A 23866-nucleotide genomic window follows, 5' to 3' on the forward strand; every position below is an offset into this window, starting at 1 on the left:
GGCTCACTCAGCATAATTCTTAGTACGACTATATCGAATTAAGACTCTGCATCTTGTAAATCCAAGAATATCTGCCTAGAAAGTGAGTCTGGTATTCTTTCGACAAGTCCTAGTGAGAACGATCCTTCATACGCTCCTCTCTTTTCCCGAATTCAAAGATCTGTTCAGCTGCTTCGACCGTTTTTTTGTCTTACTGCCCTTCCGTATAGTCGATTCTCGTCCACTGACGAGAATCATCCTTTCAACGCTAAAAGCCCTGATGACAAACCATCTCTGGTTTGTCATCAGGGCTTTTTGTTACACTATACTCTTTTTAGTACCTTCCATATCCGACAAGACGGCGTCCCCAGTAATTCGAGTGGACTTGAGTGTACGCGACACCCGTACTTGTCTGTGCACCGATGAATTGTCCGTTACCGACATAGATGCCCACATGACTCACACGTGACCCGTTTTCAGAGAAGAAAACCAGATCACCGGGACGCGGGTTCGATACCTTCTGTGAAGACGCGTATTGACCGGCGGCGGAACGTGGCAGGTTTACTCCAACTTGTCTGAAGACGTAACTGGTAAAGCCTGAACAGTCAAAGGCTCGGGTCGTTGACCCGCCGTAAAGGTAAGGTGTGCCTAACACACCATTGGCATACGAGCTGATCTCTTCCCATGTCACCCCACCGCTTGACTGTTCAGGAGCCGGTTTCGGATCAGGTTTCGGCTTGCTTGTTTCTTTAACCGGCTGTGTTTCTTGACTTGATGAAGCTGCTTCCTGACTGCTCGATGATTCAGATGATGAAGAGTGAGCTTCACCGACAGAAGCATTTTCAGCCGGTCCACTTTCCTGAGATGAAGAAGCGGCAACTTCTGCCTCTGCACGTCTTCGCTCTGCTGCTTGAGCGGCCTGGGCTGCTTCTTCTCTGGCAGCGACCAGCTCCATTACTGCTTTTTCGGCCTCTGCCTTTTCAGACAAGAAGCGGTCCCGGTCTTCTTCTGCTGTTGCTCGTGCAGAAGCAAGCTGGGCAACCAGCACTTCTTTTTCCAGACGCTGCTGTTCCAGTTCTTCAGACATGCCTTCCAGCTCAGCGGCTAAAGCATTCTGCCGGACGATCGTTTCTTCAGTCTGTTCCTGTTTTTTAATGACTGCCTGCTGATCCCTCACCTGTGCATCGACCAGTTTGCGGTTTGTGCCCACAAGGTTGGCAACGACATCGATGCGTCCAAGAATATCACTTAAGGAGTCAGCATCAATGAGGAATTCAATGAAATTGACTGCCTGACCGTCCACCTGGATTTTTCTAGCCTGTTTCTCCAGCTGTTCATTCCGCATTTCAATAACGGCTTCGAGTTCTAAAACTTCTTCCTGCAATGCTTTCATTGTTGTATGGGCTGCTTCCAGCTTTTCAACAGCCTCTGTGACCCGTTCTTCATTTGCTGAAATTTCCTCATTGATCGCTTCCAGTTCATCCTCGGTCGTTTGGACGTCAACGTGTAAAGAATCGATCGTCCCTTCCAAGTTATGTATCTTGTTTTCAGTGTCTTCGATTATATTCATGTTTTCCTGAATAGCTTCATCGTACTCGTTCGCCAGAACTTCGGGTGTAAGCGCAAGTGAACTCACTAACAATGTACTTGTCAATGCAGATACAATCAATTTCTTTTTCAACGGACTTTCCCTCCATATTTAAGTAAATTAACATCGATAAAAATATATACCCCATCAGCAATGAACATGCTTTTTCCCTGACTATGGCTAAGTATAACATGTGTAAATAATAAGCTGGTTTCATTAAGGTTACGCTTCCGTGTCACTTAGACGTCTTTCCCAAGTCCAAAAGTACCGATTACTTGCAATTTAGCGCCCCAACACCTATACTTTTTAGTGATTACACTTAATTGTTTTTATGTATTGAAATGTATCCTAGGAGGAAAAAGTCATGAGTGACTACCGCGTATTATTGTATTACAAATATGTACACATTGAAGATCCGGAAAAATTCAGAGATGAACATATGAAACTGTGTCAGGACATTGGGCTGAAAGGACGCATTCTCGTATCCGAAGAAGGGCTGAATGGCACCTGTTCAGGAACAGTCGAGCAGACAGACCGTTACATGGAAGCCGTCCGTTCGGATGAACGCTTCAGTGATATTTATTTTAAGATCGACGAAGCCGATGGGCATGCCTTCAAAAAAATGCATGTGCGCTACCGTCCGGAAATCGTTTCATTGAAGCTGGGGGAAGAAGACCATGATGCCAGCAAACTGACCGGACAATTTCTCGATCCGGTTGAATGGAGAGAAGCTCTGGAAGACGAAAACACCATCGTCCTGGATGCCCGTAACGATTATGAATACGATTTAGGACACTTTAGAGGCGCCATTCGTCCCGATATCCGTTCGTTCAGAGAACTGCCGGAATGGATCAGGGAAAACAAAGAGAAATTCATGGACAAGCGTATCGTCACCTATTGTACCGGCGGGATCCGCTGTGAAAAACTGACGGGCTGGCTGATGAAAGAAGGCTTTGAAGATGTCGGGCAGCTGCACGGAGGGATCCACCACTACGGAACCGATCCACAGACACAAGGTGAAAAATGGGACGGTAAAATGTATGTCTTCGACGAGCGTATCAGCGTCGACATCAACAAAGTGGATAAGAAAGTCATTGCCAGAGACTGGTTTGACGGCGAACCGTGCGAACGTTACGTCAACTGTGCCAATCCCGAATGCAACCGTCAGGTCATCATGTCAGAAGAGAACGAACACAAGTATTTAAGAGGCTGTACGCATGAATGTCGTGTGCATCCTCGCAACCGCTATGTTGAGGAACACCAGCTGAGCCGTGAAGAGGTTGCAAAGCGTCTTGAAGCTATCGGTGAAAGTCTTCCTGAAAAGGTATAGCTGCTTTCCCCCTCTGCGTCCGTCTTTCGCAGAGGGACCAGCTGCCCCGGCGTTTCTTAACAATTTCGACACAAAACCGGATTAGTTCCGGGAATCCCCTGCCTTTCGTTTTATTTTCTCTCTGATTTTGCTATAATATACCAAGTCATATCACTATATAAACTAAATAAGGAGCCTATAATGAAACGATCTGAAAATGAAGAACAAAAACAGTCGGAAGAAACCACAGAAACTGAACAGTCATCGCGTTTCGAATCCGTTGTCTATTACTTCGATATCTTTTACCGTGTCGTTAAAGCTTTAGTCATTTTACTCATTATCGTCCTGCTCGTTGCCGGCTCTCTTGGAGCTGGGACGGCAGTCGGATACTTTGCCTCTCTTGTTCACGGCTCAGAGATACCGGAACGGGAGGAAATGGTCGATCAGATACAAGACTACACGCGTAAATCCAGCATGTATTATGCAGACGGCAGTCTGATCAGCGATGTCCGCTCAGATCTCCTGCGTACGCCCGTCCCTCTTGATAATGTCTCAGACCTCTTGATCAATGCGGTTGTTTCTACAGAAGATGAATACTTCTTCGAACATGAAGGTGTGGTGCCCAAAGCGGTCGCCCGAGCTTTAGTGCAGGAACTTTCTGATTCCGGAGCAACGACTGGTGGATCGACTTTAACGCAGCAGCTGATCAAGCAGCAGATTTTATCTCCTGAAGTCACGCATGAGCGAAAAGCAAACGAGATCCTGCTTGCTTATCATCTGGAAAATGAGATAGACAAAGATCAGATACTGGAAGCTTATCTTAACGTTTCTCCTTTTGGACGTAACAACAAAGGACAGAACATTGCAGGTGTCGAAGAAGCTGCACAAGGCATATTTGGCGTCTCAGCGAGCGATGTATCGCTTCCTCAGGCCGCATTCATAGCCGGACTGCCACAGCGCCCCATCGTATTCAGTCCTTACACGCAATATGGTCAGATAAAAGAAAGCCATCGCTTAAGTATTTCACGCCAGCATGAAGTCTTGTTCCGTATGTACCGTGAAGGTCATATCACTCAAGAAGAATATGAAGAAGCTCGTGCCTACGACATCACTCAGGACTTTATCAATCAGGAAAACATCGACTATGATGATAATTCTTATGTTTATGACGTAGCCTATCTTCAGTCATTAGACCTGCTTGCCCAAAAATTCATGACTGAAGAAGAAGTCACGGATGAAATGCTCGAGGAAAATCCTGACTTGGCCAATGAATACCAAGATCGTGCCGAGTATGCCCTGAAGAATCAAGGGTATAAAGTTTACACGACGATCGATAAGGATATCCACGATACACTCGAGCGAGTTACAGCTGAATATATCGATCAGTTAGGCCAGGAAAGATCTTATACGTATGAAGACAGTGAAGGTGAAACACAGACAGTAACAAAGCCCATCAATACAAGTGGTGCCATGATCGACAATCAGACCGGTCGTGTACTGGGCTTCATCGGCGGACGCGATTATAACTATTCACAGTTTAATGTAGCATTCGACGGGAACAGACAACCAGGTTCAGTCATTAAACCGTTGGCTGTGTATGGTCCGGCCCTTGACGAAAACTTGATCACTCCTGCCACCATTATTCCAGATACGCCTTATACAGTGCCTGACTGGAATCCGGAAATCGGAGATTACGTGGATAAACCTGTCGGAAACGCGACAAGGATCACGAATGAGTGGATGACCACCCGAAGAGCTCTCACGATTTCTCAGAATATTCCAGCTTCCAAAATCTGGATGGAGTTAAAAGAAAAACATGATCCTGGTGCTTATGTCAGACGTGCTGGCTTAGGTCCGGAAGACATTCCAGATTCAGAATTTGATAATGCTTCTTTTGCTTTAGGAGGACTAGGTGAAGGTCCAGCTCCTGTTGACTTGATCAGCGCTTTCTCAAGTATAGGTAATGACGGCGTACACGTCGAACCCTATGTGATCGAGCGTATCGAAAACAGCAAAGGTGAAATCGTTCATGAACATGAATCAGAAGATACAAGAGTATTCAGCTCAGCAGCCAACTATCTGCTGGTTGACATACTGAGAGATGTTGCCGTTCAGGGGACAGCTCGCGGCACCATGGATAACCTGCCATTTGATGCCGACTGGATATCAAAAACCGGTACAACTCAAGATCGGGTGGATATCTGGTATGTTGCAGGTACCCCTCGCGTCACATTCGGTACCTGGATCGGTTATGGGACAAACGAAATCAAACTGGGCGATGACTTCGGTATTCATCCGAGCCGCCGTAATCGAAATTTCTGGGCAGAGCTTGTGAGCGCCGTTTACGAAGTGAACCCAGATGTCTTTGGGATCGGGGAGCAATTCCCTATGCCATCAGATGTGACGTCTGATTCTGTCATACAGGCAACAGGAATGAAGTCAGGAACTGTAGAAACACCTGGAGGCAGCACCTTCAACTATTCAGGCCCTACTCATACAGAACTCTTCAAGGAAGACAATGTACCTGGCCCAACTGTCTATGACTTTGCCATTGGAGCAAGCGATGAAGAACTGGCCCGATTCTGGGGAGGCAGACGCCCTTCAGAGGAGTCGGATGATGGTGAAGACGAGTCTGACAATGATGAATCCGACGATAACAGCGACTCAGATTCAGAATCAGAGTCTGGTGATAACGAAGAAGAGTCTGAGCCAGAAGAAGAAGAGGAAGAAGAAGCTGATTCCGAACCTGAACCTGAAGAGGAAGAAGAACCGGAATCCGATCCGGAAACGGATGAATCATCTGATGAAGACAGTAATGATTCTGAAGAATAAGATATAAGATATTAGGTTGTACAATAAAGAGACTGGGGATTCATTCCCCAGTCTCTTCTTTTATTAGCGACTAGTTCCCAAACATTTTTCCCAGGAAGTCGTCTCAATAACGCTTTAGTGACCTGTTCCTGAACAATTTACTCAGGAAGTCGTCTCAACAACAGTTTGATTCTCCACCGACATCATCGAAGAACTTGCAGCAGCTCGTATTTTTTAGGACCTTTATTACATAGCGAAAGAGGCGGGGTTACCCCAGCCTCTTCTCATCTCACCTTTTTATTTCGTCGTGCCTTTCTTCCCGATCGTATAAGGTAACGTGATCGTTTTTTCTTCTATTTCTTCTTTATTCATCAGTTTCGTCAACAGACGCATGGCTACCGCACCAATATCGTAAAGCGGCTGTTCTACTGTTGTCAGTCTTGGTCGAGACATGGCAGTCAGCTTCGAGTTGTTCGATGTGACGATTTCAAAATCTTCAGGTACGTTCACGCCACGATCCAGTGCCGCATTCAACACGCCTAAAGCCAATTCGTCATCAGCAACGACCGCTGCTGTTGCCCCCGCTTTATTAAGCTGTTCATAAACGGCTTCCCCTACTTTATATGTGTATTCAGACTGTAAGACCAATTCTTCTTCATAAGGGAAAGCGGCTTTTTCCAAGGCATGCTTGTACCCGTTCAGGCGATAAACACCATTGATCGGTTCTTCATGACTCTCTGAAATGAACGCTACTTTTTTGTGGCCATTATCGATCAGCATCGTGGTGGCTTCTTCTGTGGCTTTTTCGTAGTCGATGTTGACGCTGCCTACCTGCTCGTCCGGATCCACTGTACCAGCTAATACGACAGGTGTGCGGGAACGTGAAAATTCAGCACGCAGTTCATCCGTAATCTTGTTGCCCATAAAGATAACACCATCTACCTGTTTCGCCAGCAGTGTATTCAGTACCTGTACTTCTTTTTCTTCATTTTTATCTGAGTTTGCCAGGATGATATTGTATTTGTACATCGTCGCAATGTCATCGATCCCGCGAGCAAGTGATGAGAAATAAAGGTTGGTAACGTCAGGGATAATAACCCCTACCGTTGTGGTCTTTTTACTCGCCAGTCCACGGGCCACTGCATTCGGACGATAATCCAGACGGTCGATGACCTCTAGTACTTTCTTTCTGGTTGTTGGTTTAACGTTCGGGTTGCCATTGACGACACGTGAGACGGTCGCCATCGAGACGCCTGCTTCACGGGCAACATCGTAAATCGTAATTGTCTGTTTATCCATGATATGACTCCTTCTAAAGAGATTTGATTTTTTGTGAGCGCATTCTTCTTAATACAGAATAACAGAGTCCGCTTACAATTTCAATTATAAGATGTAATTTTCATGAAACTTTCTAACTCTTTTTCAGAAAAGGCTTTCTTCAGCTATACTATGGCCTTTTTTTCTGATAAACTTAATTTAAATTACAGAAAAGAAGGGCTACTTATGACATTGATAAAGAAACTTCAGCAGACGATGCACGATGAAAACATAGACATGCTTTATTTTGATGAACCACTGACCGTCGCTTATTTAACCGGTTTTGAAAGCGAGCCGCACGAACGTGTAGTGGCTGTTCTAGTCTTTAAAGACAAAGTCTGGATGATCGTCCCGGAACTTGAAAGACAGGCGGCTAAAACCGCTGCCGTATGCGACTTCATCCTTTCATATAGGGATGAAGTCTCTCCCTGCTCCCTCCTCAAAGATGCATTAAAAGACGAGAGCGATACGATCAAAACCGTCGGTGTAGATGAACATTCGCTCGTGGTCTCACGTTATCATGCTTTAGAAGACGTATTCTCAAATGCAGCATTCATAAACGCTACCGCGCTCATTCAGCATCTGCGAGTGATCAAGCAGCCTCATGAAATCAACATCATGAAAGAAGCCGGTCGACTAGCTGACAAAGCGCTGGAAATCGGCATGTCTTCACTAAAAAATGGCATCACTGAAGCAGAAGTCGTTGCCTTGATCGAATATGAAATAAAAAAACACGGGGTCGAAAAGATGAGTTTTCCGACCATGGTGTTATTCGGTGATCGCGCTGCGAGTCCTCACGGCAATCCGGGCAGCCGCAAGCTCCAGCCGAATGAGTGGGTCCTTTTTGATTTAGGGGTCGTTTACCATGGCTACACGAGCGATATGACCCGGACAGTCGTTTACGGTAAAGCAGATAAAAAGACGCAGGAAATCTACAAAGTCGTTAAAGATGCTCAGGAAAACGCCCAAGCTTTCGTCAAGCCTGGCGTACAGGCCGGTGATATCGACAGGACAGCCCGCCAGCATATCGAAAAGGCAGGCTACGGTGAGTACTTTTCTCATCGATTGGGACACGGGTTAGGCAAATCTGTTCACGAATATCCGAATATCGCACCAGATGTTGCACTGAAAATCGCAGAGAATATGTGTTTCTCGATAGAACCCGGTATATACATTGAAGAGTATTACGGTGTCCGTATCGAAGACTGTGTCTATGTCACAGAATCCGGAGCCATCCCATTTACCCGCACAACAAAAGAATTGATCGAACTCCCTATAACAGAATAGAAAAAGGTCCTGCCGCAAGACGTTCGTGTCTTCTTGCGGCAGGATCTTTTTGTCTGTCAGTCTATGAAAATGAAATCTTCTTTTTCAAGTTTTCTTTTGTCGAAGTCTGCCATCACAGTCAAGGTCCCATCTGATTCGAGAATAATAGCCGAGATGCCTTCAAACGACACGTATCCTGATTTTCTTATCGCCTGCTTCAATTCATTTCTGTCCACCCGCTCTCTTTTCATCGCTTTTTCCTGAAAGGTATCATTGTAATAGAGTAACGCAGGTTCCGACTTTAACATGGATCCTACCGATTTGAACCGGACAGATAACCAGGTAGCGATGTGCTGCAGGACAACCAGCATAGCGAAGGTCAGTATACCATTCCAGAAAGCATTCTTATAGTTCACGATCGTCGTAGCTAAAACCGATCCTAAAGCAACAGTCACGATAAAGTCAAAGGCATTCATCTTGGATAACGTTCTTTTTCCTGATGCTCTCAAAATGAGAACAATGGAAACGAAACTCACCACACTGATCGCAATGAGCTTGACAGCATCAATCAAACTAATGATCGTCATTTGAATCCTTCTTTCTATTTTTACTTTTTTTATCCAGGTCTTCTAATGTATCCAGGTCCTTCTCTTGACTTTTCTCTTTTGGAAGAACGGAAATCGTTCCATCTGTTTCCAGAATGACAGCCCCCACTTCTTCTATTCGACCGATTCCCTGTTCACGCATGGCCTGCAGCACCTCCGACTTGGGAATGCGTTCCTTTTTTAATATGGATTCATAATAGGTACCTTCATAAAAAAGTAATGTCGGGTTAGCTTTCAGCAGAGTGTCAAAAAAGGCGTATCTTGAAGAAAGAAGACTGGAAAAGAACTGAAACAGCAGCAGCAGAAAGATGACATATATCCCCTGATACAAGTTTTCCCTGTAATTTATCAGCATGTTTCCAAAAACCGCACCCAGTGAAACCGTAATGATGAAATCAAAGGCATTCATCTTAAGTAGTGTGCGTTTACCGGATAATCTGAGCAGAAACAGAACAATGATATAGCTGAAAAACGTGACAAGGAAAAGTTCTCCCATCTGTTCGATGTCCAAGTTCCCACTCCCCCTCTGGTGCCTGATGTGACTTTTGCCGTTTTATGTATGAAAAAGGATGCGATAACGACCGCATCCTTCATCCTAACTTATTATTATTTTTCTACTTGTTGTCAGGATTGAAATAAGTGGCATCTGTTTTGTCATCTTCTGAGTCCAACTGAGACTCGGCGCTTACTGCACGAGACGTTGTCTGCGGTACAGTCGGATCATTTTTCTTAGTTTCTTCTTTATTCATTTTTCCTTTGACTTTTTCAGCCGTTTCTTTGGCTTCTTTTTTGATTTTATCCAGATTTTCTCCGGCTTTCTCCATGTTTTCTTCAGCTTGACCACTTAACTGTTCATAACTTGCAGAAGCATCTTTCTTATAGTCTTCCGTTTTCCTGCTGACAGAATCTTTTAGTTCCATCCCTTTGTCTTTTGCTTTATTCACGTAGTCTTTGGCCTGATCCTTCGTTTTGACCGTACGGTCCTTGATGTCACCGCGTACTTCTTTACCTGACTTAGGAGCCAGAAGAAGTGCAGTCAATCCTGCCACAGCAGCACCAACGAATGTTCCGAGTACAAATCCCTTGACTTCATAGACTTTTTCGAGTTTTTGCATCAACATAATATAAAACCTCTCCTTTTTTTGATTAAATGAGTGTTCTGTTATTTTCTTCTATCTCTGCTCATTGCCGAGCCTACTCTTTTTGCAATACCCACAGAGGCTCCGCGTTTGGAAATAGTAGCTAAGCTCGAACTCAAGTTGCGTGTGGAATGATTCAGACTGGATACAGATTCGCCTAAATCTCCAACAGCTTTGAATAATGGGTCGGTCAGACCAAGTTTACCGTTCACATCATCCAATGTGACATTCGACTTATTAAGTAAACCTTCAACCTCGATCAGCAGAAGATCGGCATCTTTTGTTATCGTGCTTAGACTTTTATTTGCTTCCTCCACTGTCGTATTCAGTTCGGAAACCATTTTTGCTACCTTGAACAGCACGTAAACCAGACCTAAAACAAGTACTGCAAAAGCAATTGCTGCAATTAATGCTGCTATTTCTCCACCTGTCATAATTATCCCTCTTTCTTATATTCTGTATGAGTTAAGGTTACCACTTTAGTTGATTTAAATGCAACTAAGAAGAATTGAGCTCACGATTAAATTGTATCTTTTGAAAATCATGTTAAAATAATAATTGACTCTATCATTTATTGGAAAATAGGAAAGGAGCTTATATGGATCAACCAAATGATGTACTGCAAGATGTGGATGAGCAATTGAATTTATTTGCTGCATTCTGGGAATCCATTGAATGGCAGGAGATCGCTTTTTCGATTTTCATCATTGCCATTCAAATTTTACTGGCCGTCATTGTTTTTCTTATCTTAAAAAGGATCGGACGGTATGTGATCGAGAAAGTCTTTACCCGCTACATCAAGGAAAAGCATACGGTACCCAACCGCTTGAATACTCTGCATAAATTAAGTAAAAATATTTTCAATGCTGTTCTTTACTTTTTCCTGGTTTACGTGATCCTTGAACTTATCGGTATTCCTGTCGGTACACTACTGGCCAGTGCTGGTGTCATCGGTTTAGCGTTATCTTTAGGTGCCCAGGGATTTGTAGCTGATATCGTAAATGGGTTTATGATCCTGCTTGAAAAACAGATCGATGTGGGCGATGTGGTGGAGATCAGTGGTCTTACAGGAACCGTGGAAGATGTAAATCTGAAAACCACACAAGTAAAGGATTTTGACGGGACCCTGCATTTTATCCCCAACCGGGAAATCACTATTATCAGTAATCGGTCCCGGGCTGACATGCGTGTGCTCATTCAGATCAGACTCTATCCCTCTACCAGCTTGCAGGATGTGAGGAAAGTCATGGAACAGGTGAACAAGGAGTCGATTCCTGAATATGATGAAATCACCATTGCACCGACTGAAATTTCCTTTGTGCCTGTAGGTCCCGGCCAGCTTGCCGTCCAGATCATTATGTATACTAAATCCGGGACGCAATATGGTATGCGCAATATTTTTTATGAAAAGTATGTGGACGCGCTGACAAAAGCAGGTATCGACCTTCCCAATGTCACGCTTGAGCTGCCGAATGGTTAACTTTTGCCAGCCTGCAGTTTTATTTAAAAAACCACTTCGATCGGCTTATAACTAAGCGGATTGAAGTGGTTTTTCTTTAGCTATTGTGCAACGATTTCTTTCTCTTTAACTATATATTTCTTCTCGAACTCATGAGCGATGCGATTCGTTCCTTTAAGTATTTCGCTGCGGGTGATGATTCCTTTAAAATAGCCTTCTCTATCAACAACGGTGATAAACGCATTATCGACGAGCATATGCAGAACATCCTCCAGTTCAAAATCTTCTAATACGTAAGGGAAATCCCTGTCCATGACTTCACCGACTTCGATGTCTCCCAATTTTTCAAAATGAACATCCTGTATGTCCATGATCGTCTGCATGATCGTCGGCATCGAGATGAGCCCACGCATCTTGGACTGATCATCCAAGACCGGGACCACAGCATACTTATCGGTCGTCAGCAGCAGCAGGGCATGATTCAGTCTGTTTTTTATACCAACGACAGCCACCTGCTCAGCCGGTTTGACTAAGGTCGTTTCACTCTCGATCAGCAGTTTTTTTACCTTTTCGCCTATCATTTCTTCACTCCTCGTACCCATTCTCCTCACTTACATTGTACCCCTATTTTCTCTGAATTCCAAAATAAAGCCATCATTTTAGAGAACATTCTTAGAATTTTTCGAACATTCTTATCAATAACGCTGTTTATCGTGGTTAAGACCTTTTAATAAATGAGAAATCAATGAGGAGTTGGATCTACTGGTCAGTGAATGAAACCGTGGTATTCAAGTCAAGCAGGCTATTATGATCCTGATCGTAATATGTCAGTTCAGCTTTGGACAAGCCCTCATCCAGCTGCATTACTAGATACGTTCCTTTATCTCTATTTCTTGGCTGAGCAATACTGCCCGGGTTTATAAAGACGATGCCGGCTTCTTTTTCCACTTTTGGAATGTGGGTGTGACCGTAAAAGACAACGTTGACGTCTGCTGCTCTGGCTTCTTCGATCAGTCTCTCATACGAGCGTTTCACACTGTGTTTATGCCCGTGTACGAGCAGATAGCGTAAGCCGTTGATATATTCCGTCCGGCTCAACTGGAATTTATTCGTGATATCCATATTCCCAAGGACCGTTTTGTACGTCTGCCACAGCGGATGGTCTTCCATTAATTCTGAATCACCGCAGTGCACCCATTCATCGGTATCTTCCTGATGGATCATATAAATTTCTTCCATAAAATACGTATTTCCGTGATTATCACTGACCACTACTATTTTCATCAAGCCACTCCCTTTCCACTAGTCGTTCAGCCAGTCATCCAGATGACGTTCCAGCTTTTTCAAGGCATCTGCACGATGGCTGATCTCATTTTTCTCAGACTGGGTGCATTCGGCCAGAGTTTTCCCTTTTTCGGGCAGATAAAACAGCGGATCATAGCCGAAACCATTCTCTCCTCGAGGAACACCGGCGATTTCCCCATCCAGTCTGCCCTCGATGACCAAAGAGTCTTTCCCGGGACGGGCTAGTGCAAGGGAACAGTGAAAATGTGCCTGTCTTTCGTTCTCATTGTGATCGGCAAGTGCGTTCAGTAATTTGGCGTTATTTTTCGCATCGTTCTTCTCTTCCCCGGCATAACGGGCAGAATACACGCCCGGCTGGCCATGCAGCGCATCCACGACCAAGCCGGAATCATCAGCCAGAACAAGCGTATCCAGTTTTCCCGAAATCGTTTCTGCTTTCAGCAGCGCATTTTCATTAAACGTTTCCCCTGTTTCTTCCACGTCTTCGATATCAGGAAAATCCAGCAGCGTGACGATGCCGTATCCTTTTTTATTGAACAGCGCTTCAAATTCTTTCGCTTTTCCTTTGTTTCGTGTCGCTATGACGATCGTATTCTTTTCAGTCATCTGTTTTTTTCAACCTTTCCAGTTCAATACTTTTTATATCGAGCTGATCTGTTTCCAGCCAGTTCTCTACAATGGTCCGGAACATCGCTACCGGCCCTGTCGTAAAGATCCGGATCGTTCTCTCTTTCGCCTCGTCAGCTTCCAGCTTATTTTCATCTAAAACACTTTCCACTTCATAAGACGTCAGGGCCCCCGAATCGATTAAAGTCACATCAGGACCTAAGACCTCCTGAATAAAAGGCGCAAGCAGCGGGAAGTGTGTACAGCCTAAAATGACCGTATCCATTTCCGGCGTTTTGAACCCCGTCAGTTTATCATCGACCAGTTGCCTTGCTTCAGCAGATTCATAGGCATTGTCTTCTACAATATCTACGAACTCCGGACAAGCGAGGCTTTTGACCTGCACTCCTTTGTCTTTGTCTAAAAGTGACTGCTCATAGAATCCCGATTCGACTGTGCTGACTGTAGCCAGTACGCCGATCTGCTTGGTGCCTGTGGTCGAAACTGCCGCCTGACTTCCCGGTCCCACGACGCCAATGACAGGGACATCCACCTTGCTCCTCACTATTTCCAGGGCATGGGCAGTAGCCGTATTACAGGCGATCACGATCATCTTTACATCCTGATCCAGCAGGAACTGGACCAGCTCAAGTGTAAAGGTGATGATCTCCTCTTTTGTACGGTTTCCATACGGGCACCGCTTGGTATCTCCTATATAAACAAACGACTCGTTGGGTAACCGGTCTTTCACAGCTTTCAGCACTGTCAAACCACCCACACCTGAGTCGAGTAATCCTATTGGTTTATTCAACATATTTATACAACCTTATCTCAGTTACTGTCTTATATTTTAATTAACACGCTCACTTATAATTAAATCAGCACCTTACTATAGAAACCTCGTTAAAAAAAAGGTAAAATAAATAAGTATGATTTTTGTCTCCTCTTCCATTATAAAGAATCTTGTGGAAAAGTGAAAGACAAAACGCGTATACATTAGAGACGAAAAGCGAGAGGTGAAACTATGCACGCTGAAAACCAACACACATCCCACTTAGACAGTATCAGTCTCTTAAGAGATGCTCTTTTGCCCAACCTGCTTAAAGAAGATGAAGAAGATATATTGTATTGGGCCGGAAAAGAACTGGCTCGTTCTTTTACCTTTTCATCCCTGGAGGATCTTATTCAACAGACCCGCACCGTTTTTGCAGGCGATTTGACTCAGACAAAAGCTACCCGAAAGACCCTTCATTATGACTGGACCGGCCTTTTAGTCACACATCGGCTGTCTGATAAGACCGATCCTACTTTTTCATTGGAAGCCGGCTTTCTTGCAGAAGGCTATCAGCAGGTGACTGGCACTTACACAGAAGCCACCTATACGGTCTACCCCAAAAAATCCCTGGTCACTTTTTTACTGCAATCCGACTCTCAAGTATCTTTGAGTGACTAATATAAAAACCCATGCTCCTGACTGCTGTTATCGAAACAGCCTGTCACAGCATGGGTTTTTCCATTCAATGAATCTCTTTAATCATGTCTCTGACACCATACCGGGCACTCTTTGCGATCATTTCCACACTGCTGTTGCCATAATGTATTCCCGATACCAGCTGGCCGTATATTCTTAGATTGGAAATCGGCTTGCCTTTTCTGTCGATCGCACACATCGACGGATATTCGATCAGAGCTCCCCCATAACGATAAGGCGTCAGTATTTCATCCTCTATCATCTGTCTGACTAAAGGCTGCTGAAGATGAAGATGACGGGTCAGATCCATCTGCTGTCCTGTGCCGTTCACTATATAATCGCAGGACTGTTCTTTATGATCGTTGAACATCACATTGAACCGTTCTTTTTCTTTCTTGATAGACTGGATATCACTCAACAGCTTAACTTTACCTCCAGAGATGTCATTGATTAGATGTCGGGCTGTTTTTTGCGGGATGGGCGCTTTGAAAAACGACCACTTTCGTCCAAACTCTTTCAGGAACACATCTTTTTCTTCATCTGAAAGAGCGTTCCACAACAGGGCATAGCAGTCTCGCATCTTGCGGATAAGCGCCTGAAACTTCCCTAACTCTTCTTTGTGCTGCAGGTCTTTCTGCATGCCTTCGACCGTTCCTTCGCCCAGATTCTGCCAGACCCAAGACAGGTCGATGCCGTGGTCGGCCGTCTCTTTTTGGAACCATTCTTTGATCCGGTCAAGGGACACTGATTCTGTGTTTTCTTCTATCAGATGCTGGATGCTCTCCCGGCAGATATAGTGGGTGTGTGTTTCGGGTTCATGTCCTCTCACGGATGAGAACCGGCCTTCCAGAGATAGAAAAGTCAGTTCCGCTTTAGGATGCGTCTTTTTTATATATAAATACGTGTCAATGGCAGTCAGTCCGGTCCCGAGGATACCGATCGCCGGCGCCTCATTCTTAAATGACAGCTTTCTCACCGCCGGGTATGGGTTATAGATATAATGCGTCTCTCCCTTTAATTCATAAGGATCCTGATAAGCCAAATGACCGATACAGAGATGCACACTGTCCACCTGTTTTTCTGTCCGCTCAGTCGTGATTTTAAACTGACCGTTTTCAAGGATATTTACAGCCTGAACTTTTTCACGCACGGTCGTCACATTCAGCCTTTCAATCAACCTCAGTGCCTCTTCATATATATACTCGCCAAATAAACTGCGCGGCAAATGAGTATTTTTCAAGTCAGTCAAGTTTCTCTTTTCTTTCACCCATTCAAGGAAATCCTCCTGATTATCAAGGTCGATACTCATCGTTTCAGTATACTGATTGATCAGCAGAGCTTCGTCATCCGGCTGATAAGGAAAGCCTGTCCCGAAACCTTCGATGTCGGAGAATACTGTGATAGACAGAGGCTCTTTCATTTCCTGTGTGGTCTGTTTATCGAGTTCTTTTAAAACACTGATGCCGGCTACCCCTAAACCAATAATCCCTATATGCATGCGTCGCTCCTCCAGCTCGTCATTTGTCCTTTTAATCATACCAGAATTTAAATGTAAATTAAAAAGATGCTGACAGATCCGACCGAATTTTCATCCGTTCGACAGCCCATCTCTACTGCCAGAGGAAGAGATACGACAGGTGCGTTTCTTTCCTACAAACAAAAAAAGTGATCAATCTTCGTTAAAAGAAAAATCACTTTAAGTTTATAGATTTACGTTTAAAGATACTCTATTCAATGTGTATACTTCGTCCTCGCATACTTCGACAAACCTGACTTCTCTTGCATCCCAGGACATCAGATCATTGAACGTGTAGTTGTTTTTTCTCAAAACGACATCCAGAGGACAATCGATTTCGTCATCTGCGTTATGCAGAACATCCCGGTTTTCGACTTCCAGTTCCACAGTTTTGTCTTTACATTCGATCAAGTATCTGTACTGAATCGCTGGTGTCAATACAGACTGGTTTTCTTCACTATGAGACATTACATCACTCTCCAGGCAAGTTAAGAATAGGCGGACGATTCGATAGATATACAGTCGGATCTATAACACGATGAACATCAAAAGTGGTATGGATCCCGTAATTATTAACATCATTTTATATCACGCAAACGCAAATGTATAGTCCCTTTCCAGTTATTACTAGTTATATATGGCGGAAAGTCATAGATTAGACACATTATAATTGTAAGGATACTTAACTTACTAACTAGATTTAAAACAGAAAAAGGGAGCAAAGCGTTTGGACTTTGCTCCCGGTCAACTATTGATTATTGATGCTGTTCTAATTTAGAAAGGATCTGTTCTTTGCTGTGGTAGCCAATCAGTTTGTCTACGACTTCGCCATCTTTTGTTACGAGTAAGGTCGGAATACTCATGACTCCGAATTTGCTTGGTGTAGCCTGGTTTGCGTCGACATCCATCTTGAAGTAGTTGACACTTCCGTCTGACTCTTCATTCAATTCGTCGATGACAGGTGACTGCATGCGACAAGGTCCGCACCATGCTGCCCAGAAGTCTGTTAGGGCTAAGCCTGATTCTGTTTCCTGATCGAAGTTTTTATCTGTTAATTCTCTTACCATTATAATTCCTCCTATATATTCGCTTACTTATTAAAAGTAAGTTACTCTTTCCATTTATTAGTATAGCAAATTCTTATATTGTTGTCTACCGTTGTGTTTCGTTTTATTTAAAGGTGACGATCGTCGCGCCGCTGCCACCCTGGTTTGCCGGTGCATCATTGAATGACTTGACCTGAGAATGTTTTTTCAGATACTGATGCACGCCTTTTCTGACGGCTCCGGTCCCCATGCCGTGAATGATCGTGACTTTCGGGTAGTTCGCCAGTAGAGCCTGATCCAGATACTGATCCACTTTGTTCACAGCTTCCTCCACACGTTCTCCTCTGACATCTATTTCAGTTGACACCCCCGCGCTGGATGAACGCTTGACTGAAACACGCTGCTGGGGTTCTTTTTCAGCTGCCACCTGTACCAGGTCAGATTCATGCAGTTTCATCTTCAGCATGCCCATTTGAACGACCCAATGCTTATTATCGGCTTTGTCGATGACCGTTCCTCTTTGACCAAAGGACTGGACTTCGACGCTGTCGCCGACTTTCAGCGTTTTTTTCTTTTTCTGTTTATTGAGTACTTTATTTTTCTTCAGACTTTCTTCTTCCGCCTTCAAATTGGATAAGCGGGTCTGTGCGTCAATGAATTCGTGTTCTTTGAGCGGTTCATTCATATGACCTTCAAGCTGTTTCTGTCTCAAGTCTTTTATTATGGCTTCCGCTTCCTGTTTCTTCTTCTCTAAATAAGTGTTGGCTTCTTTCTCCGCTTTTTTACGGAGGCGTTCTTTTTCTTCCTGATACGCTTCGTATTCCGCCTTGAGTTCTCTGTGGAGCCGCTGAGCATTTCTCAGTTCTTCAGTGGCTTTGCCGGCTTCCGTTTCAGCCTGTCTGCGCTTGCCTTCCAGATCTTCGATCATCTGATCGACACTCTGGCTCTCGCCGCTCATCAGCTGTTTGGCTGAATCGATGATCATGCCATCCAGCCCTAAGCGTCTGGCGATTTCAAAGGCATTACTTCTTCCGGGGATACCGATCAGCAGACGATAAGTCGGGCTCAATGTATCCACATCGAACTCCATACTCGCATTGATCGTTTCCAACCGGTTATAACCGTAAGCCTTCAGTTCAGGATAATGGGAAGTGATCATGACGTAGCTGCCCCGCTGAGCGATCGCATCCAGGATCGCTATGGCCAGAGCCGCTCCTTCCTGAGGATCTGTCCCTGCCCCCAGTTCATCCAGCAGGATCAGGCTTTTATCATCCATCTGTTTCAGGATATTGACGATCGTTGTCAAATGTGACGAGAAGGTCGACAGGCTCTGCTCGATGGACTGTTCGTCCCCGATATCGGCAAAGACACTTGAAAAGATGCCCATCGTACTGTCTTCCTCGGCTGGGAGGAACAAACCGGACTGCCCCATCAGCTGAAGCAGACCGAGGGTTTTCAGAGCCACTGTTTTCCCGCCGGTATTCGGACCAGTCACGATCATGGTTTTGTACTCTTCGCCGATGATGATATCGTTCGGGACCACTTCATCTTCAGCCAGCAGTGGATGGCGAGCCTGATACAGCTCGACGTGGTTTTCACTGCTTACTCTCGGTTTGACCGCTTTGATCGCTTTGGCATAACGGCCTTTCGCCTGGATCACATCCAGATCGACCAGCATTTTGAGATGCTCTTCCAGCTCTTCCCTGAAGGGTTCTATCTCAACGGTCAGTTCTGCCAGGATCCGGTCCACTTCGTGCTTGGCCTCCACCTGATACTGACGAAGGCGGTTGTTCAAGTCGACGACACTCTGCGGTTCGATGAACAGGGTCTGTCCGGTCGAACTCTGGTCATGGACCACTCCGCCAAAGGTCGAACGGTTCTCTGCCTTGACCGGGATAACGTACCGGTCGTTACGCATCGTAATCAGTGCATCAGTCAGAAAACGTGCCTGAGACCCTCTGACGATACTTTCCAGTTTCTGACGGGCCCGCCCTTCCGTCTGTTTGATGCCGTCCCGCAATCCTTTAAGTTTCGCACTGGCATCGTCCAGGACGTACCCTCCCTCATCAACGATCGAGAAGATTTTTTTCTCTAAAGCATTAAAGGTCTGCAGTCCACTGATTTTGTCATAAAGGCGGTTCAGGGGGATGTCCTCTTCTTCCGCTTTTCTGAAAAATGTTTTTATTTCCCGAAGTGTCCGGAGCATTCGACCGATCTGAGCCACTTCTGTCCCGTTCAGTGTTCCCTGAACTCTTACGCGTTTCAAGTGCGGCCTTATATCTTCAAAGGCCGCCAGAGGCATACCGCCTCTCAATCGCATCAGCAGGACCGCATCCTCGGTTTCTTCCAGCTGCTCCAGGATTCGTTCCTGGTCGCTGGACGGACGGATGGTGAGCACTTTTTCTCTGCCTAATTTTGAAACGGTGTGCTGGCTCAACTTTAAGATTACTTTTTCATATTCGAGTGTTTTAAATGACGATTGAAATGTTTCAGTCATGCTTTCTCTCCTTAAATAAATGGATCAGGCTTTTCTTCTGTTCTGTCACTCTACAAAAAAGTTGATTGAAAGGCATCATACTGATGTTTTCCTTCAACCAACTCTCCTTCTTATATCTTTAAATTATTCTTCAATACCCTGTGCTACCCACCAGTCATAGACCTGCTGTGATAATTCAGGGGTGTCCGTAACGATTTCTCTGGCAAGCGCACTGGACTCGAACTGTTGTTGAATTATGGCTATCGGCATCATTGACAGTACAAAGAGAACTAAGAAAACCCCTATGTAATGAACAATGAAACTTAACACCGCTCCGCCGATCGCATTTACTGTACGCACGACCGGCAGATCAGCCAGTGCCTGGAACAAGCCGCCGATGACTCGTGTAAGCAGCCAGCCGGTAAAGAGAAGGACCACGAAGGATACCCCATTATAAAAAGGGCTGTCCAGTTCAAACAGAAAGTCCATCCCGTATAAAACGAACGGATTTGCTGAAGTGGATGAAGGTGTCGGATACGGAACGAACATTTCAGCATAATCACTGAGCATCTGATAGTAGTTCAGTGCTATCCAGAATGAAACGGCATAGCCGATCGTCAGGACCAGCTGCAGGATCAGCCCGCGTCGTGCTCCGCTATAAAGTGATAATAATAATGTAAAGATTATAATTCCTGTTAACAGCATACTTTTCTCCTTGTTCCCTGCAGTTAGTTTTCTTTTGTCTGTTCCAACTGCTTATATTTTTCTTTCCATTCGTTCAATTCATTTCGCATGGCCAGCTGATCAGATACTGCATTGATCGCCAGCAAGATGGCTCTCTTTTCTTTATCCAAACCCTTGGTCATTTCTTTCAGTTGGGTTAATTGTTCGTCTACTGTTTCAGCAACAACGCGCATGTGCTTTTCAGGCTTTGAACCAACAATTGTGTATGTTTCTCCATCTATGGTTGCTTTAAATCTTCGCTTCCCTTCGGACATGACACAGCCCCCTCGCTTCTCAAATTCTTTATTATAATAACATGAATTCGCTAAAAGTGCATTAGTTACAAGGTTTTTTATACGATTTATTGGAAGATGCAAAGCTGTTTCAATAAATCATAAGAGCAGTAAAGTCCTATATCCCCGCGTTCGACAGTCAGGTTTATTCCATTAAAGTCTAAGTGCCGAAGTTTGAATGATTCGGTACTTTAGAAGAGACCTCTTTATCCTACTAGCCGAATATCACATGTATTCGACACTTTGAAAACAGGCTTATACTTCTAATTGCCGAACATAGACGTATTCGACAATTAGCAGTGCCTGCCATTGATTTACATACCTAACTTGAGGTAATTTCGGTACTTTCCAGCCTGGAACCTTTTCCTAATGACCGAAGTTCTCATTCTTCGACAGCTACGTTATGATATCTTATTCCAAAGTGTCGAACCTACCTTCTCGCTTTCCAGTCACTGCTAAAGATATCAGACGATAAAAAGAGACTGGCCGTATATTACTTCCCAGTCTCTTTTTTATTTCGTCATAAGATTATTATTTCACTAACGGATCTCCGCATTCAGTTCTTCAACTAACGCTTTTTTGATCTGTTCAAAGTCACTTGTGACTTCCTCTTCTTTCAGCGTGGCTTCAGGATTCTGATAAGACAGACTGTACGCCATCGATTTCTTGCCCTGTTCGATATTCTCGCCCTGATAAAGGTCAAAGAGTCGGATGGATTTTAGCCATTTTCCACCGTTTTCTTTCATGACAGAAAGAACCGTTTCATGGAGGACTGTCTCGTCTACGACAAAGGCCACATCTCTTGACGTGCCCGGATATTTAGGGATAGATGAATAGATCAGCGGTTCTTTGTCTGTATCCAGCAAGGCATCCATGTCGATTTCAAATAAATAGGTCTCTTTAAGATCGCGTTCGTCTGCCAGCTGAGGATGCAGCTGACCGAGCACACCCACGACCTGACCCTGCCATCTGACTTTGGCTGTGCGTCCCGGATGCAGTTCCGGATAAGTATTGGTCGGCACGTAACTGATTTCGTCCGATACACCGATGACCGTAAACCATTCTTCCAGGATACCTTTCACTGCATAAAAATCGACCGGCTGCTCGTCTTCCTGCCAGTTCGCTTCAACACGGGATCCGGTCAAGGCTCCAGCTACATGCGTTACTTCTCTCGGCAGTTTACTGTCTGTCACAGGATAAAAGACGCGTCCGATTTCATAAAAGCCGACATGCTTGTTCTGACGGGCCACATTGTACTGCACATTGTCCAGCAGACCACTTAACAGGCTTTTGCGCAGAGCCTGATGTTCTTCACTCATCGGCCAGTCCAGTTTCACAGGTTCTCCCTCGACACGCGAAAAGGCTGCAGCTTTCTCGTTCGTCGTCAGTGCATAACTGATGGCCTGAGACAAGCCTGCTCCTTCCATGAAATGACGGGTATCGCGGACACGCTGCTGTTTGTGGGTCAGCTCCCCTGGAATCGATTCACTTTTAGGAAGGGTTGCAGGTAAACGGTTATAGCCGTGCAGGCGCACCACTTCTTCGATGATATCTGCTTCGATCTCGATATCCCAGCGTCTTGGCGGTACGGTGACAGTCAATTCACGCGTGGACGTTTCACTGTCAAAGCCTAAGCGGTCCATTAAATGAACGACTTCATCCATGACCAAATCTGTGCCCAATGCCTGATTGATCCTCTCCAGAGCAATGGTCACTTGTTTACTTTCCGGCTGGATCGCTTCGACGCGGGCAACGCCGCTTACGACTTGGCCGTTTCCAAGGTCGGCGATCAGTTGTGCCGCATGATCCAGTGCGCGTTCAATAGCTGCGGTATTCAGCCCTCTTTCAAAACGTGCACTTGACTCGCTTCTCAAATTCAGTGACTGCGCTGTTTTTCTGATGACACTAGATTCAAACAATGCGGATTCCAGTGCGATCGTCTGTGTAGCACCCGTTACATGAGTATTTTCACCGCCCATGACACCGGCTAAGGCGACTGGTTTTTCGCCATTGGTGATCACAAGGTTGCCGGGATTCAGACGGCGTTCCTGCCCGTCAAGGGTGACCAGTTTTTCATCCTGCTCGGCTCTTCTCACGCGGATCGTTTTCGACTCCAGCGCATCGTAGTCGAAGGCATGCAGGGGCTGGCCGTATTCCAGCATAATATAATTGGTGACATCAACCACGGCATCGATGGGCCGGATACCGGCATTCATAAGTTTACGCTGCAGCCACATTGGGCTTTCCTGTACCGTGACGTCTTTGATGACACGCATCTTGTAAACGGGGACATCCTGTGAGTTATCCACAGATACATGAATATAGTCACTGATATTCTCAGATCGATCTTCCGAAACGGTCACTTCAGGGAAGGCCGGTTTCTGTGACAAAATAGCCCCCACTTCATATCCTACACCGCGCATGCTCAAGGCATCGGCACGGTTCGGGGTGATGTCCAGCTCGATAAACGCGTCATCCAGCCCGATATACGGCAAGACACTGTGACCGGTCTTAGCTTCCATTGGCAGGACGTAGATCCCATCTTCCGCTTTTTTAGGCACGACAGCCTCTGCAAAACCGAGTTCCTGCAGGCTGCAGATCATCCCGTTGGATTCCACTCCACGCAATTTGCTTTTTTTGATCTTCAATCCATTCGGAAGCTTGGCGCCCGGTAAGGCAACGATCACTTTCTGACCGGCTTTCACGTTCGGTGCACCGCAGACGATCTGTTGGGGCGCCTCCTGATCGACATCGACCGCGGTCACTTTCAGATGGTCTGAATCGGCCATCTCTTCAGCTGTCAGGACTTCTCCGACAACAAGGTTATCTAACGTTAGAGACGGTAAGGTCACGTCATCCACTTCGATACCTGTCAAGGTGATCTGGTCAGCCAGTTCAACCGGCGCTATGTCGCTTAAATCTAAATATTCACTTAACCACTTCACTGATACTCTCAT

22 protein-coding genes are annotated in these 23866 nt (G+C 45.2%); 5 read left to right on the forward strand and 17 right to left on the reverse strand.

Annotation, left to right across the window (positions count from 1 at the left end; genetic code table 11):
• Positions 1-313: 313 nt before the first annotated feature.
• On the reverse strand, positions 314-1660 hold the full coding sequence (locus BM049_RS04650) for a C40 family peptidase (RefSeq protein ID WP_091529052.1): 1347 nt from the start codon (positions 1658-1660) through the stop codon (positions 314-316).
• 271 nt (positions 1661-1931) lie between these two features.
• Here BM049_RS04650 and trhO point away from each other — a divergent pair, with 271 nt between their 5' ends.
• Positions 1932-2897, forward strand: a complete 966-nt coding sequence (trhO, locus tag BM049_RS04655; protein ID WP_091529054.1) for an oxygen-dependent tRNA uridine(34) hydroxylase TrhO — start codon at positions 1932-1934, stop codon at positions 2895-2897.
• A gap of 180 nt (positions 2898-3077) precedes the next feature.
• A complete protein-coding gene (locus tag BM049_RS04660; RefSeq protein WP_091529055.1) occupies positions 3078-5708 on the forward strand; it encodes a transglycosylase domain-containing protein in 2631 nt (876 codons plus the stop codon).
• Positions 5709-5984: 276 nt separating this feature from the next.
• Here the strand turns inward: BM049_RS04660 and ccpA are convergent, their stop codons facing one another.
• On the reverse strand, positions 5985-6986 hold the full coding sequence (gene ccpA, locus BM049_RS04665; RefSeq protein ID WP_091529057.1) for a catabolite control protein A: 1002 nt from the start codon (positions 6984-6986) through the stop codon (positions 5985-5987).
• Between the two features lie 204 nt (positions 6987-7190).
• Between ccpA and BM049_RS04670 the strand changes: the two genes are divergently transcribed.
• Entirely contained in the window at positions 7191-8291 is a 1101-nt protein-coding gene (locus BM049_RS04670; protein ID WP_091529204.1) for a M24 family metallopeptidase, read from the forward strand.
• 56 nt (positions 8292-8347) lie between these two features.
• On the opposite strand, the gene BM049_RS04675 is transcribed toward BM049_RS04670, so the two are convergent.
• The 4 genes from BM049_RS04675 to BM049_RS04690 all read right to left on the reverse strand — a co-directional run bounded on the left by BM049_RS04675 (position 8348) and on the right by BM049_RS04690 (position 10448).
• A complete protein-coding gene (locus BM049_RS04675; protein WP_091529059.1) occupies positions 8348-8857 on the reverse strand; it encodes a DUF421 domain-containing protein in 510 nt (169 codons plus the stop codon).
• The gene (locus BM049_RS04680; RefSeq protein ID WP_091529060.1) at positions 8844-9386 is read right to left on the reverse strand and encodes a DUF421 domain-containing protein; all 543 of its coding nucleotides are present in this window, start codon (positions 9384-9386) and stop codon (positions 8844-8846) included. Before BM049_RS04680 ends, BM049_RS04675 begins: the two co-directional genes overlap by 14 nt.
• A 103-nt stretch (positions 9387-9489) precedes the next feature.
• Complete coding sequence (locus tag BM049_RS04685) at positions 9490-9996, reverse strand: YtxH domain-containing protein (RefSeq protein WP_091529062.1); 507 nt, start codon at positions 9994-9996, stop codon at positions 9490-9492.
• Positions 9997-10037: 41 nt separating this feature from the next.
• Entirely contained in the window at positions 10038-10448 is a 411-nt protein-coding gene (locus tag BM049_RS04690) for a DUF948 domain-containing protein (RefSeq protein WP_091529064.1), read from the reverse strand.
• A 164-nt stretch (positions 10449-10612) separates the two neighbouring features.
• Between BM049_RS04690 and BM049_RS04695 the strand changes: the two genes are divergently transcribed.
• A complete protein-coding gene (locus BM049_RS04695) occupies positions 10613-11494 on the forward strand; it encodes a mechanosensitive ion channel family protein (RefSeq protein ID WP_091529065.1) in 882 nt (293 codons plus the stop codon).
• An 80-nt stretch (positions 11495-11574) separates the two neighbouring features.
• Here BM049_RS04695 and cbpB read toward each other — a convergent pair whose 3' ends face one another.
• The 4 genes from cbpB to racE form a co-directional block, all read right to left on the reverse strand.
• Complete coding sequence (cbpB, locus tag BM049_RS04700; protein ID WP_091529067.1) at positions 11575-12054, reverse strand: cyclic-di-AMP-binding protein CbpB; 480 nt, start codon at positions 12052-12054, stop codon at positions 11575-11577.
• 178 nt (positions 12055-12232) lie between these two features.
• Positions 12233-12757, reverse strand: coding sequence for a metallophosphoesterase family protein (locus BM049_RS04705; protein ID WP_091529068.1), 525 nt, complete (start codon positions 12755-12757; stop codon positions 12233-12235).
• 18 nt (positions 12758-12775) lie between these two features.
• Positions 12776-13384, reverse strand: a complete 609-nt coding sequence (locus BM049_RS04710) for an XTP/dITP diphosphatase (protein ID WP_091529070.1) — start codon at positions 13382-13384, stop codon at positions 12776-12778.
• The gene (racE, locus tag BM049_RS04715; RefSeq protein ID WP_091529071.1) at positions 13377-14198 is read right to left on the reverse strand and encodes a glutamate racemase; all 822 of its coding nucleotides are present in this window, start codon (positions 14196-14198) and stop codon (positions 13377-13379) included. Before racE ends, BM049_RS04710 begins: the two co-directional genes overlap by 8 nt.
• Positions 14199-14408: 210 nt before the next feature.
• Here racE and BM049_RS04720 point away from each other — a divergent pair, with 210 nt between their 5' ends.
• Positions 14409-14837, forward strand: a complete 429-nt coding sequence (locus BM049_RS04720; RefSeq protein ID WP_091529073.1) for a DUF2507 domain-containing protein — start codon at positions 14409-14411, stop codon at positions 14835-14837.
• Between the two features lie 64 nt (positions 14838-14901).
• On the opposite strand, the gene BM049_RS04725 is transcribed toward BM049_RS04720, so the two are convergent.
• The 7 genes from BM049_RS04725 to pheT form a co-directional block, all read right to left on the reverse strand.
• Positions 14902-16353 carry an FAD/NAD(P)-binding protein gene (locus tag BM049_RS04725; protein ID WP_177188592.1) on the reverse strand — a complete coding sequence of 484 codons (1452 nt, stop codon included), beginning with the start codon at positions 16351-16353 and terminating at the stop codon, positions 14902-14904.
• Between the two features lie 204 nt (positions 16354-16557).
• Positions 16558-16839: a hypothetical protein gene (locus tag BM049_RS04730; protein ID WP_091487446.1), complete on the reverse strand. Its 282-nt coding sequence runs from the start codon at positions 16837-16839 to the stop codon at positions 16558-16560.
• A gap of 287 nt (positions 16840-17126) precedes the next feature.
• Positions 17127-17438 (reverse strand): thioredoxin, encoded by a 312-nt coding sequence (trxA, locus tag BM049_RS04735; protein WP_091529076.1) that lies wholly within the window; start codon positions 17436-17438, stop codon positions 17127-17129.
• A gap of 103 nt (positions 17439-17541) precedes the next feature.
• The gene (locus BM049_RS04740; RefSeq protein WP_091529078.1) at positions 17542-19914 is read right to left on the reverse strand and encodes an endonuclease MutS2; all 2373 of its coding nucleotides are present in this window, start codon (positions 19912-19914) and stop codon (positions 17542-17544) included.
• A gap of 123 nt (positions 19915-20037) precedes the next feature.
• The gene (locus tag BM049_RS04745) at positions 20038-20598 is read right to left on the reverse strand and encodes a CvpA family protein (RefSeq protein ID WP_091529079.1); all 561 of its coding nucleotides are present in this window, start codon (positions 20596-20598) and stop codon (positions 20038-20040) included.
• Positions 20599-20621: 23 nt separating this feature from the next.
• Entirely contained in the window at positions 20622-20891 is a 270-nt protein-coding gene (locus BM049_RS04750; RefSeq protein ID WP_091529081.1) for a cell division protein ZapA, read from the reverse strand.
• 557 nt (positions 20892-21448) lie between these two features.
• Entirely contained in the window at positions 21449-23866 is a 2418-nt protein-coding gene (gene pheT, locus BM049_RS04755; protein WP_091529082.1) for a phenylalanine--tRNA ligase subunit beta, read from the reverse strand.

The organism is Alkalibacterium subtropicum (assembly GCF_900112455.1).
GTDB classification, from domain to species: Bacteria; Bacillota; Bacilli; order Lactobacillales; family Carnobacteriaceae_A; genus Alkalibacterium; species Alkalibacterium subtropicum.